The organism is Paenibacillus glacialis, assembly GCF_001637205.1.
Classification (GTDB): domain Bacteria; phylum Bacillota; class Bacilli; order Paenibacillales; family Paenibacillaceae; genus Paenibacillus_AQ; species Paenibacillus_AQ glacialis.
On record NZ_LVJH01000024.1, the window covers coordinates 1 to 13090 of the forward strand.

The following is a 13090-nucleotide window of genomic DNA, read 5'->3' on the forward strand; positions in this document are numbered from 1 at the left end:
AACATGGAACCCCAAGTACTATTCCGCAATCTTATAGAGAACGGGCATATGCCTCCTTGGCTCGCGAACCACGTTGTGGAAATTCAAACCATGTCTACGGTGGTGCCAGAAAGTCCAAATGACACTGTGAAGCGCTTGCTCGGCAGAGAGCCGCGCACGCTAGACGCCTTTTTGCATGAGTGTGTAGAAAATTTCAGGTAGAGGCGGAGTCCACCTATTTTGAAATTTGTGCCGTTGGCAGCATTTTGTTCCGATCTCAAGAGGAGCTTGCTACGTGGCAGCTTCTCTTTTCCATTGAACTGACAGAATATGCTGAAGAAGGGAGGGGATGAACGTGTATAACAAGAAGTATTTTATTCTAATGCCACCTATGCTAATTATTGGGCTGTTATTGAAGTAACGGGCAGTAGAGAGTGTTGATAACTGGCTATTATTAAAGGTCCTTATTCATTTGTGACACGGTTCACAGTAAATTAGTCTGCAACCTCGCTAGCACTTCCACCGCTCGACCATGAGTGAAATTTGAAGCGATACAATAAAGACGTTTGTTCATATATTTTATAGAAATTACTACATAAAATATGGATCTTCATTTTATTGAAAAAAGGAATACTTGTTAGCGTATTCCTTTAAATATTATTTAGCTGTTCGACTACTTCTTCAAATTTCCGTACTAAGACACTTTGATCGGTTTGCTGAGCGAGTGAATATTGTGGATGAAAAGGGTGAGTATTTTCATTTCACGGTCTATGCATTTCGACATCGTTTTGGAATCAATCTAACAAAGAATGGGTTAAACATGGTACAAGTACACCAGTTGTTAGCCAATGTCACTTCAGAAATGACCATGACCTATGCTAAAATTACACATAAATTGAAGCTTGAAAATAATCATTGAAACGTGCTTTTTTGTATAAAGTAGTGAGTTCACATCAAAAAAATAGCCAATTTTCTAAAGTGGCTAATTCTTTGTGTGTGATATGATTGAAAGGGAATCGGGAATGGGATCATTTTCTTGTCAATTATCGGATCAACTTCTTGTCATCTACGATGTATAATTTGGGTATAATATACAATTGGTAATTGGGGAGTTAGACTAAATGAATAATGAATATAAGGAAAGAATGGATAACGTAATTAAATACATAGAGGACAATAGTAATCAGAAACTCACTCTCGATATATTGGCCGGCGTTTCAAATTTCTCGAAATATCATTTCACAAGAATATTTACATCTATAATCGGGGTCACCCCGGTCGCATTTGTAAATCAAGAGCGATTACAAAAAGCTGTTTATCTGTTGGGTGAAACCAACAAGCCCATTGTAGAAATATCGAATCAATGCGGTTTCGAATCGGTGTCAACCTTCAATGCGCTCTTCAAGAGACACTACGGCACAACTCCAAGTGACGTTAGATATAGCGGAAGGAAGAATAGCAATTTTTCATTAGAATATAGCAATAAGCAAGAAGAGTTAGCTCCTCTTGAGGATTACAATAGAAATAGGAATAATCAGCTCTTAATAAGAGCGTGGGACAACATGATAACAATCAAAGAGCTTCCAGATTATGAAGTGGCGTACCAAAGCGTATTCAGCCTATGGTTGCCGAGTAGTGAGTATGATGCCGACGATAGACCATGCCTTGAATTCTGTATGAATGATCCTGCGAAGGATAAGGAAGGGAAATGTAAAGTCGATTTATACATACCGATCAAAAAAAGATATAGATAATCGTATGGAAGGAAGATTCTTATTGGTAACCTCTATAGGTATCGTGGATTGGGTAGAAAAAAATGAAAAGATGGATGAATTATTAAATCAAGAGAACACCTTAACCACGCATCCAATGGATCATGGGTTTGAAGCTGAAGTTATGAAGATAAGTTCAGATCTTGAGAGTTTTGTATTGAAAGTATGGAATAAGAGTTCCGAACCTGATGTTAGTTTTCAATTTTATTTATTGAATGTCCTTTTTGAACGAGGATTATCAGTCTCTAAGCCTGTGGGCTGGGGGTTAAATCCAAACGGGGAAAAGGTGTTGTTAACTACCTTTGACGGGACGCCCGTTAATAAATTGAAAGAAAAGAAAATGATAGATATTGCGAACATATTATCAAAAATTCATCAAATCAACGTAGAAGAGATAGGAAATATACATCTTCCCAAGTACGATTTCATTGATTACTTTTTTCCTGGAGTAAAGGAACACAATGACTTAAATAGTGCATTAATTTCTCTGGTTCAAATCATTCAAATAAAGCGAGATCACATCATTCATGGTGATTTTCATTTGGGAAACATTGTAGAGGGAAATGATCGATATACCGTAATAGATTGGACGAACGGACAATTAGGGGATTCCAGATATGATTTTGCATGGTCGCTTACACTACAAAAAATATACATTTCGTATGGACATGCACATGTGTTTCGTTCCGCTTATCTATTGGAAAATGATATTCAGCAGAAAGAACTTGAAGTTTTTGAAGCGTTGGCTTGTCTCAGGTGGATATTGCTTAATAGAAACGGTGGTGTACCCAAACGACCTAATACAATAGAGAGGGTAAAAGGTTTAATAACAAACAATCCATTCTTAAAAGAGTTGGAGTTTTGGGATATTTCGATAAAAAAGAAAATATGGGGCGGTGACGGAATGAACTTAGAAGCCATATTTGAGCAGTTTCCTATCCTGATGTCGGATGATTTGGTATTGAAGAAGATGGAAGATCATCATCTTGATGAAGTTTATCAGATTTATAGCAATGACACTGTATTTGAATACTGCGGCATTATACCCAAACACAATAGAGACACTGTAAAGAATATGATAGGGCATTTTGAGAGAGACTATAATAAAAGGTCCAGGGTCAAGTGGGGGATCTTCTCCAATAGTGAAAGTGATATATTGCTTGGTATTATCGAAGTGCTCGATTTCAATCTCAAGGTAAACATGGTCTCAATTGGCTACTTTTTGGCAGAAGCGCATTGGGGAAGAGGAATTGCTACTGAAGCGGTTAGTATGTTATTGGATTTCTTGTTTACGGATGTCAACGTTAATAGAATACAGGCTGAAGTCATGCCAGCAAATGAGCCTTCAAAGAAGGTGTTATTGAAGAACGGCTTCGTCAAAGAGGGCACACTAAGACAAGCAACAATATGGTCAGGCAAGGGCGTCATCGATCTGGAAATATACAGTTTTTTAAAAGAAGACTATGTAAAATGATCGATTAAACTGCCTCGACGTTATCAAATTGGTGAATACTCGTTAAGGCCATTTTGGAAAATAGTAATTAGTAAAAAAACTATTTTCATCTGAAAATGCTGAACAGGAGTCAGCTTTTCAGATGAATTCATAGTCATCATTATTGATAACGGAAACGGTAATGTGGCAATAAGTAAATTTCCTGCAGTCACTCTATTTTTTGAAGTAGATATTCCTTTACCTCATAGATCTACGAACCGTGAGCTTTCTAACCGTGAGACTTACCGTAATCATAACCAAAGTATTGATCGACAGTGCAATGATTCCAACATTCAAATCTTTCGCTGCCTGAGGTAAGGACGGAAACAAGGTCCCTATGGTTGAATGACTGAGCGTAATATAGGCTACGATGGCAAGTCCGCAGATGATACCGGCGATTGCACCATATTTATGGATCACATTGTTCTTGGTGAGACTAAAGAGAAGAGATGGAAATAGCTGTGTGATTAGGCTATATCCCATGAGAATTAATGCAGACAGCGTTTCGCCGCCTTTTAATGTAAAGTAGACTGCTATAAGTGCAATAACAGGAACGAGGGACTTTGCTATTCGTACGACGTTCTGATCGGATACAGCGGGTACAAATTCTTTATAGACGTTTTTGGCAAGCAGTGTTGCAACACTCATTAAAAGCATGGATCCAGGTACTAATGCGGTCAGCACTCCAGCTCCACCGATTATGCCTATAAACCATGGATCAAAGGTCTCGATAGAAAGACGCAGCAAGGAGAGATCTGCATCTGCACCTTCCAGTCCAGGCACCTTCAATATGGCTGTAAATCCTACAAAAAATACAAACAATAACATGAGTGTATATAGCGGGCTGATAATGGCATTTTTTCGAAATACTTTCCCACTGCGCGCCGAATAGACTGCACTGAATACTTGGGGCCACATGTAAAAACCACATACGAGTAATATTACCGTCGAGATAAACCACGAAACACTAAGCCCCTGTTCAGGAAGCTTCAGAAACCCAGGCTTAGCTGCATTAATGGCTTCAAACATGGGTTGCAAACCACCAAAGTAATGAATCGGGAAATAAATACCTAAGAACGCAATGATGACGATCATCAGGATATCTTTAATGACTGCTATCCAAGCTGAGCCGTGTATTCCAGAGAGCATAACATAGATGGTAAGGCTAATGGCTCCCATCCACACCGCGGTAGATATGGATATTGCGCCATAAGATGCTTCGGAAACAATAATCCCTAACCCTTTAAGCTGCACGACAATGACAGGAATCATTGACACTACACCGACAAGCGCTGCCAGTATTCCAAGAAATGGGCTCTTATATTTACTTACAAAGAAATCAGATTGAGACATTAGATTATTTTTCTTGGCATATGCCCATATTTCCGGAAGTAACCAATATGACACTACATAAGACAAAGTAATGTAAATAAGGACGTATAAAGCGGGTGCACCCTTGCCATAAGCCCAACCACTGCCGCCAAGAAAGGAAAAGGTCGTATAAATTTCTCCAGCCATTAACAGAAAGACGAAGATAGCACCGAAACCACGACCGCCAACTGTCCATTGTTCCAAATTCATGTCTTTTCCTTTCGTAGATCGAATCCCTAACCAAATAGACAACAGTAAAAATCCTAAAATAATGAGGAGGGCAATGTTCATTCCGGGTCACCTTCTCGATTGCGGGGGTCCAACTTATACATGATACCCAAGATAACGGACGTAAGGACCACCCACATCGCCATCCAGAACATATAAAAGGGCATTCCTAGTACATAAGGTTCGATTCGGTTAACAAAAGGAAGAAGCCCTAATATACCTATGAAAGGAACTAGAGAAAGGATATAAACAATCTTCACACAAAAACCTCCGGTCTAATTAAAAAAGTCATTCATTGCGACAGCACCTTCTTTTCGAAGGTGAATTAAGCGTCAATATATATTACCTTACACTATTTTCTTATAAAATATAAATTTTCGGTAGCATATTTTAACTTTAGCTTCGGTTTTCGATATTTGATTTACTCATACATCAAGAAGGAAATTCCAGCTTGGATGTGGAATGAAGTCCATGGAGGAATAGTTCTCTAACTGAACATCAGGATGGGCTGGGATAAAGGAATGCAAAAGTATGTTTTATCTGCTGGAGAAATTGTACGGTTGAAACAATATATTGAACGCAAGCACTTGGGTCTTGAGCCGAAGCAACGGGCATCCATATTAGCCGATGCGGTTCATCGTATTATTGAGGGTCGTCTTCCTTCTTTTCCAGATGAGGTAAAGAAGGAAGTATGTCATGAACTTCTGAAGAAGCATAGAGACTCTCTAGTCATTCATGCCGATGATGTGCTTCAACATTGTATGTCTTTGGATTTGAGTGAAGAGGATATCTTAGCGCCCTTAGCCGTATGGACATGCAACAAATCGGCACTTCCCCTACAGGAAGAAGTGGTGCGAGATATCCTTCATCGGTGGTCGCAGCAAGTGGTGCCTACAATCTCACTTCAAGCTTTGGAGCGGGAATGGGATCAACCTGATTTGAGTGTCTGTGATGAGATTGCAGTTGCTAGTGAGCCCTTCGTTCCATACTGGAACAAAGCATGGTTTACTCGAAGGGAATCTATTGCAATAGCGTGTTTCTTTGCAGTTGGACTCATGTTTATATTGGTCTTTTCACTAGATCAACAATCATCTGCACCCGCAATAAATACCGCTATAATGAATGTACAGGAACACAGAATTCATGATAACTTGGAATCGCAAGCAGTCGCAGGAATCCCTACGGAACTCAAATATGTTTCTATAGATAAGAAGCGTTTGCAGCAATATTTACGTGCTAAGAACTCCATTTTAGCCGAGGAACCGTATTTGTCTGAGATTGTGGAAGCTGGAAAGAAATACGATGTTCACCCTCTATTGCTGTTTGCCATCACTGGACAAGAGCAAGGCTTCGTTTCAAAAGCTCATACACAGGTAGAAGAAATAGCGAATAATCCGTTTAACGTATTTGGCAGTTGGGAGAGCTACAATACTACGATTGCACGTTCAGCTTCCATTGCAGCCAAGACGGTAGCTAATATTAGCAGTAAGCGACCAGGGGGAAGTCACCCGATCCAATGGTTAAACCGAACCTATGCGGAGGATCCGAATTGGTGGAAGGGAGTCACTTGGTTCTTCGATGAGTTGAAGCGAGAGGTTAAGGATGAATCTTTTGAGTGGCCAAAGTAGGGTTATTTCGAGGAATAACTCATTTGGATGGGATCACATAACCTGAAAAGCGTATTTATAACACCTCCTATTTGTAGTGTTTTAAATACGTTTTTTTTGCCTTACTTACACTTGCAGTATCGTCATCGATGGGAAAACGGTGGTAGTTTTAGGAATAATCCTGCATTAGAAAAACAGTACAACAATTTCAGGTCAAAGTACTGGAGACGGAGAGCCAAACAACTTAAAGGGAAAGAGTAAGCTAATTTGTTTTTTCAGGAGGGGTAGAAATTGGAACGTGACGAATTGATTGCTTTTATTCAAGAACACTCTGACGATACTGATTTTACTGGTGGAATCTCCGATGAGAACATCGAAAAAATTGAAAGTGAACTAAAGGTTGAGTTTCCGCAAAGCTACAACTGGTTTCTGAAAAACTATGGTTCGGGTGGATTGTTTGGTGTAGATACACTAGGTTGTGGGAAATCATCAATTCCTTCTGTAGTATCAATACTGAAAGACTTCGTAATCTCGGACTACCACCTGAATACATTGTCATTGAAAATTGTGAAGAATTTTTTTATTGTCTTGATACAAGGAATTTATTGGATGGTGAATGTCCAATTATTTCATGGGATAGAGTGGCAGGATTCAGTGGGAAACGAGCAGACAACTTTTATGATTTCTTATCCGATAGACTCAGTGAAGCTAAAGAGAACTGGGATGAAGACTTTTAAGGGGTTAGTAGGTGGGGGCTACCCAGTGCCGAATGAATCCATCATTCAACCAATAACACACTGAACCATGATGAAGAACAAAACGCCGTACATAGCGGCGGCTACGCTAACAGAACGCCAAGCAAGCTGATATAATGGATGGTAATTGTAAAACAGTGACCACCTTCTTTATTCCCCAGTTTAAGATCACAACTTAGGGGACGGGTTATACCGGTGGAAGAAGTCAAAATGAATTAGATGAATTAGATGACTTAGCAAGAGATCCTTCTCATGCTTTAGAATCGAAGAGCAAGGTATTAAGGAACGAGAAATAGGGTTGGATTTAGAAAATAAAGGGAAATTAGAAGAAATAACGAGAGATCCTAATACAGATAAAGGTGCAGAATTTATCGATGGAACAACAGGCATAAAGTGGGATATAAAAAGTTTTGAGTCTTACCCTCATGGTCCTCCTAAAAAAGGAGCATTTACAGTTAAAAAAGAAAGAAAAAATCTCAGAGGAATTTGATCGTGGTCATAATGTAATTATTGATAAGAGAGAGCTAATTCCGGAACATGTTAATCTGCTAAAAGAGGCGATTAAAGAGGCAGGAATTTCGGATCAGATTATATGGTACCCAGAATGGGAGAGAACCAATGACAGCATATAATAAAGAAGAAATTATTCATCAATTGGAATCGCATCAACTTTGGATAGACACACTTGGAAAAGAAGGAAATAAATTAGGTTTTGATGAAGTTGACTTTTGTAATATAGACATAGACTTAATAAAGTATCCATTAGATCAAGCTTATTTGACTGCATGTACATTTGACGGTATGAACTTATATGGAAAGGATATGCATTCATCATTAATATGTTCCTCAACATTTATAACTACAAATTTAGAAAATGCTGATTTTTATAAAGCGGATGTATCGTATGTAGATTTTACTAATGCAAATGTTAAGAATGCAAGATATGCTAAAAGTGATTGTTCTGAAGCGATTTTTATCAAGGCGGATCTAACGAATGCAAAATTAATATCTTGTTCCTTATATCTTACGGATTTCCGTGAAGCAACATTGAAAAATGTAGATGTTAGTTCTTCATCATTTAAAGGAGTTCTACTAAAAGGAGCAAAATTATCAGGTATTAAAGGATTAGAGGATGCTTTTATTAAAAGTATTAATATTGGTACACCAGAAATCCCGATCCTAATTGAAGGTGAAGAAGCTGTACAGTGGATAATAAACAACTGCTCAACAGATGAACAAATATAAAATGAATAGATTACCTGTGAGCTAGCCATCTGTTTTGAGTTTTTTCACTCAGCTTTGGCATGGTGACGTGACTATGGAATAGATCCCACCCAGTGCCGAATGAACCCTTCATTCATTCATTTAATAAATAACACACGTAACCCATGTAATACCGCACAAACATTTCATTATTTACATGTACGTACACAAAATGAATAGTATAGCCTAAATAACGTAATGTCGTTAAGTCAAACAGGTCGAATATGGTCAGATACCACCATGATTGACCTGTTTTTGTTATGTTCGTTTTTTACAGTTTTTTTAAATAAACGCAACTGTAGCATACGCCGCCCCAATAGGGAGGGCGAGAAGGAGAATTCCGCAACTCTAAAACGACATAGCCCGACGAACACTGGTAAAGGGACTTAGAAGAATTTTTATTTTGCTCCGCAACAATCTGAACATATGTAGCGATGTTTATTGTGTAAGGAGGAATCTGGTGACGACCAATTGACATAAACAGGTAAGGTGACGTTTCAGGCTAGCAGCCTTGCCCTCTAATATAGTCCGAAATTCGTTAAAAAAATTTCGGTTGGAGGCTAAGCATGAAAGGGGTCACTGTATCTATTGACCGTATTGTCATTGACTTTACAGACGTATACTGGGGCTTCTTCAATGAGTTCCATAAACGAATCTGTCACTTCTACTGAGTCAGGATGACGGTGGGGGAAAGAGGATTTCAATACCGTATCAAAATCAAAGATAATCCGCTTCCGAAATTATACAACTAAGTTAACCCATTTATGTTACCAGCTAAGGACATAGCTTTAAGAATATTTCCTTCTACTTCCTAGGAGAAATTAGACCAAGAAAGGCTGTAAATGATTTGCATACAAAATCTAATGTTTCACTTTGCCATTCTTCAAGTGATTTTTCTTCCAATTCCTCTTCTGTTATTTCACCTTCTCGATAATCAAATAAAAATTTATCACCAGCTCCATTAATAGCAAAGGGGAATATATTTTCCGGTAAACGCCTCACTTAGAGTGTCATGTGCCAGTTCAATTGGAGAAATAACTTCTCCAATTGAACTTCTTTTTCTATTAATGATAATAGTTGTATAGACCATGTTAATTTTCCCGGTTCCTCTATAATACCCGTAATTGCTTCGCCACTTAGATCTATTATATAAGGTACTGAGCCATCATGATTTAGCACAATATTCACGTATTCTTTCGGAAATCGTATATAATCTACAGTTGCGAATAAATTTGAAAAAACCGCAAGAAAACGAAGATAACAAAAAACAGGTCAATCATGGTGGTATCTGACCATAATCGACTTGTTCTATGTAACGCTTTAGCGTTAATTGGTTATACTATTCAAGTATTACTGTACGTACAAGAAAATTGACTAAATCTTTATACGGGTATTACATGAGTTATATGTGTTATTGGTTTAATGATGAGTTCATTCGGCACTGGGTAGCCCCGTTAAAGTCGGATGAAATACCCTATTTTTTCAATTTTTCTTCGATATAAGAATGATCAAGTAAACTAAGTAGACTTGGGGTTAAGTACTTTATCTGGTATTGATCCAAATCACTATTGACAATTAACTGGCCATTCTCTTTTCTAAGTAGCTGATCTGAACCATTTTCTAAAAGCAACAGATTCCCACCACATTGTTTTATAAACTTCCCCATAACTTTAAACAAAGATTCTAGTCCTTGATAAAAGGTGTTACCAAATAACTGACCCCTAATGCAAATATTAACATCTAAGTCATAATGGTTTCTAACAAAATTTATGTCAGAAATATCCTCAAGTTCAAGAGCCAATGAAAAGTATTCAGTTCCGATAACTATTTCTTCTTCATCATTGTGAATCGATACCTTTTCGTTCAAAATGTTGATTATTATTTTTTCAATAACTTCTGCCAATGATTTGCAACTCAAATTAGATTCTAAAAACAATTCAAAATCCATGCATATCTATCCCCCAAATATCCGTGTGATTTTACCATCAACCACAATTAACAATTCTTGTAATTTCTTTAAATCTCCGTTTGGATTAGCTTTCCTTAGAACCCCTTCAGTGATCTCAGTTATTTTTTCTGAAGTGAAACCATCTAAATTAAGTACAATTCTCTCTGCCTGTGATTTTGTCTTTGTTCTAATATTTCTTAAAATATTGTCCACATTTGTATCTATTGTAGGTGCGTAACAGTCAAATACTTCATCTTCAATTAGAAAATCTGGATTTGATGTGTCCTTTATACCACGTCCATTTCCACCATTTACTTCATCTAACATTTCAATGTCATATCCCTGATCTGCAAAGATATCTGCTGTTTCATTCTCTTTCTTAACACCATATGAATCACCTTTAGTGTAATTCCCTTTTGGTTTAGCTCCACTATTACCCGTCCCCTTAGAACTCTTACCCGTATACTCTCCTGATTCTAACGCATCTATTTGCTTTTGTCTCTCCGGCGAAATATGTGCACTTGAACCTTTAGACGTATGAGGTTTGGGACCCTGATTATGAAAACTCCAATGTCCGCCAGCGGTTGCAGGGATGGGGGACCCTTTAGTTACACGAATATTCATCTTTTTAGCTACACTTTGTAAGAAACTCTCCAAGGATTCGAGATTGGTCGGGAGACGGATGGCATTGGTTTTGAATTTTCCATCCCCAGCCTTGGCTAGAGCGGAGTCCGCTTTTGCTGTTTCCCCCAATAATCCAGGGGAACCGCTTTTCCCCGCATTTTGTTCCTCCACATCTTTGTGTCCTTTAGACAGAGAAGCTTCTTTTTTACTAAGCTTTCCTAAATCTTTAGCGAGCTTGGCGGTTCCCTTGACGACCGTAATTACATCTACTCCACGTTCAATGGCTTTTATGCTGTCATATCCCGCATCATAACTTTCTTGCTTCGTATCTGTCAGTGGATTAGGAATGAAGTTGTCCCACTTTTTGACGAAAGGATCTGTTATGCCATCCCATGCTTTTTTTCCATCATTCAGGAGCTCTTGTCCCGACTTTTGAAAGGTCACGGTATCCCATGCATATCCTCCGGCCTGCTTCACGCCCTCCAAAGTCTCGTTTCGTTCCAGAAAACCTTTGCCGGTGACGTTACCAGGCATGATCATAGGCGTGGTGACCATGACCCCGAAGTCTGCTACATCGACAACAAAGTCCCACATACCTTTGACAAAATCAACAGATGCGTCCCATTCTCCCTTCAGCGTTTCACCTACATTATTGAGAGCGATACCTCCCATAACCTTTTTTATTCCCTGTTCAGCGACTTGCTTCTCAAAATCGGATAAAAGGGGTTCGGGATAGTATTGATGGAGCGAAGCTTTAAGTTGTATTTCAGAGCTAAGGCTGTTGACTTCCTGATCCAGATCCAGCGTATCGGTTGTTGTATTGAGGTGCAAACCGTCAGTTGCCTGAAGCAGGATACTTCCGGCAGAGAGACTAAGGCTGCCTGTGGCTTGAGTTGGGTACTGTTCAGACTTACGCCGTGATGGGTGTTCATGGAGATATATAATGACCCTTCCTTAGCGCTCATCGACAGTTCGGAGGTCCCCAATGAAATCTCTTTTCCCTGCGGATTTGCAAAGGATTTGACTCCGGGATCGGCTGTTTTACGTTGGTGACGCTCTGCAGGTGATTCGATCACAACACCTTGAGTTGCATGAGATGAAGAGACCGCAGCGCCAGATGGTTTTGTGCGCACAGATTGTACGACCATAGCATCATCTTCGTCTGCACTTGGGAAATACAGCTTGACCTGAGCGCCTTTTTCTGGCATCAGATACCAGACCTGATTACCTTCGGCTGAATAGGGGAACCACTGGGCATCCTTGGGTTTCTGCTGATCATCCATGTCCAAATGTAATCGAACCTGATTGCGACTAACCTCCAGTATTCTCCCTTCAATCGCGGCACCGATGATGGTTTGATTATATATCTTAGGGACCTTCAACCCCGCCGATAAGGCGCATTCATATGACCAGGTCATCAAGCCACGAATCATCTGACCTTCACGCTTGGTGATGATATAGGTTTCATGATTGCGCTTGACCTCATCCCCCAGTTGTAGCATATAATCCCATTCAAAGGTATATCGAGTATAATCTTCAATGTTGGCGGATTTCCAACCATTTGCCTCCTGATCCAAATAGGGGGCGATCGTGCGCCGCAATGTAAATGGAACATCTTTTAATTGAATGTGCTGCCGTGCCTGTGGAATACCAATCCAAATTTGTACACGGTGTGCCATCACATTAGGGACGAGCAGGGTATCGGACAAATAAGAATTGATTTCTCCGGCATAGTTTTTTAACGAATTTCGGACTATATTAGAGGGCAAGGTGGCTAGCCTAAAACGTATCCTTACCTGTATATGTTGACTGGTCATTCTCTCACAAAATAATATCTGCTACTACGGTTAGTTAAGTTGCGAACAAGTAAACGTCTTTGTCTACCGTTTTTACTATAGTAGTCGTCCCATCCTAATCGTTTGTTACGATTCATGTCTTTCCCACCTTCAATATCGTTTCAAAGTATTCTGCAGTTGCGATTATATTTTGAAAAAATCGGGAGAAAACGAACATAACAAAAAACAGGTCAATCATGGTGGTATCTGACCATA

At 39.1% G+C, this 13090-nt stretch carries 15 protein-coding genes and 2 pseudogenes; 10 read left to right on the top strand and 7 right to left on the bottom strand.

The features are described 5' to 3' along the window. The 5 genes and pseudogenes from PGLA_RS28970 to PGLA_RS13615 form a co-directional block, all read left to right on the top strand. A pseudogene (locus tag PGLA_RS28970) lies at nt 1-201 on the top strand (SDR family NAD(P)-dependent oxidoreductase); the annotation flags it as partial. Between the two features lie 412 nt (nt 202-613). Then, entirely contained in the window at nt 614-898 is a 285-nt protein-coding gene (locus PGLA_RS13605; RefSeq protein WP_068533584.1) for a site-specific integrase, read from the top strand. 202 nt (nt 899-1100) lie between these two features. Next, entirely contained in the window at nt 1101-1733 is a 633-nt protein-coding gene (locus PGLA_RS13610; RefSeq protein WP_068533586.1) for a helix-turn-helix domain-containing protein, read from the top strand. Between the two features lie 115 nt (nt 1734-1848). Next, a pseudogene (locus PGLA_RS28975) lies at nt 1849-2376 on the top strand (aminoglycoside phosphotransferase family protein); the annotation flags it as partial. Nucleotides 2377-2655: 279 nt separating this feature from the next. Continuing rightward, nucleotides 2656-3225, top strand: coding sequence for a GNAT family N-acetyltransferase (locus PGLA_RS13615; RefSeq protein WP_068533683.1), 570 nt, complete (start codon nt 2656-2658; stop codon nt 3223-3225). 216 nt (nt 3226-3441) lie between these two features. Here the strand turns inward: PGLA_RS13615 and PGLA_RS13620 are convergent, their stop codons facing one another. Together PGLA_RS13620 and PGLA_RS13625 are read right to left on the bottom strand one after the other, a co-directional pair. Continuing rightward, a complete protein-coding gene (locus PGLA_RS13620; protein ID WP_068533588.1) occupies nt 3442-4905 on the bottom strand; it encodes a sodium:solute symporter family protein in 1464 nt (487 codons plus the stop codon). Beyond that, nucleotides 4902-5102, bottom strand: coding sequence for a DUF3311 domain-containing protein (locus PGLA_RS13625; RefSeq protein ID WP_068533590.1), 201 nt, complete (start codon nt 5100-5102; stop codon nt 4902-4904). The genes PGLA_RS13620 and PGLA_RS13625 overlap by 4 nt, the downstream gene beginning before the upstream one ends. A 243-nt stretch (nt 5103-5345) precedes the next feature. On the opposite strand from PGLA_RS13625, the gene PGLA_RS13630 reads away from it, so the two are divergent. The 5 genes from PGLA_RS13630 (at nt 5346) to PGLA_RS13645 (ending at nt 8449) form a co-directional block, all read left to right on the top strand. Further along, on the top strand, nt 5346-6470 hold the full coding sequence (locus PGLA_RS13630) for a glucosaminidase domain-containing protein (RefSeq protein ID WP_068533593.1): 1125 nt from the start codon (nt 5346-5348) through the stop codon (nt 6468-6470). A gap of 27 nt (nt 6471-6497) precedes the next feature. Further along, on the top strand, nt 6498-6710 hold the full coding sequence (locus PGLA_RS29925) for an HNH/ENDO VII family nuclease (protein WP_084411067.1): 213 nt from the start codon (nt 6498-6500) through the stop codon (nt 6708-6710). Nucleotides 6711-6740: 30 nt separating this feature from the next. Next, nucleotides 6741-7250 carry an SMI1/KNR4 family protein gene (locus tag PGLA_RS13635; RefSeq protein WP_425415383.1) on the top strand — a complete coding sequence of 170 codons (510 nt, stop codon included), beginning with the start codon at nt 6741-6743 and terminating at the stop codon, nt 7248-7250. Between the two features lie 252 nt (nt 7251-7502). Beyond that, nucleotides 7503-7694, top strand: coding sequence for a hypothetical protein (locus PGLA_RS27435; protein WP_145939552.1), 192 nt, complete (start codon nt 7503-7505; stop codon nt 7692-7694). 128 nt (nt 7695-7822) lie between these two features. After that, nucleotides 7823-8449 carry a pentapeptide repeat-containing protein gene (locus PGLA_RS13645; RefSeq protein WP_068533597.1) on the top strand — a complete coding sequence of 209 codons (627 nt, stop codon included), beginning with the start codon at nt 7823-7825 and terminating at the stop codon, nt 8447-8449. Nucleotides 8450-9271: 822 nt separating this feature from the next. On the opposite strand, the gene PGLA_RS27440 is transcribed toward PGLA_RS13645, so the two are convergent. The 5 genes from PGLA_RS27440 to PGLA_RS28015 form a co-directional block, all read right to left on the bottom strand. After that, nucleotides 9272-9469, bottom strand: a complete 198-nt coding sequence (locus PGLA_RS27440) for a hypothetical protein (protein WP_145939553.1) — start codon at nt 9467-9469, stop codon at nt 9272-9274. Next, nucleotides 9470-9655, bottom strand: coding sequence for a hypothetical protein (locus PGLA_RS28005; protein WP_161487899.1), 186 nt, complete (start codon nt 9653-9655; stop codon nt 9470-9472). Nucleotides 9656-9941: 286 nt separating this feature from the next. Next, nucleotides 9942-10415, bottom strand: coding sequence for a hypothetical protein (locus PGLA_RS13650; RefSeq protein ID WP_068533599.1), 474 nt, complete (start codon nt 10413-10415; stop codon nt 9942-9944). A 6-nt stretch (nt 10416-10421) separates the two neighbouring features. Further along, on the bottom strand, nt 10422-11711 hold the full coding sequence (locus PGLA_RS29570; RefSeq protein WP_161487900.1) for a CdiA C-terminal domain-containing protein: 1290 nt from the start codon (nt 11709-11711) through the stop codon (nt 10422-10424). 8 nt (nt 11712-11719) lie between these two features. Further along, nucleotides 11720-12748 carry a hypothetical protein gene (locus PGLA_RS28015; protein ID WP_084411069.1) on the bottom strand — a complete coding sequence of 343 codons (1029 nt, stop codon included), beginning with the start codon at nt 12746-12748 and terminating at the stop codon, nt 11720-11722. Nucleotides 12749-13090: the final 342 nt, after the last annotated feature.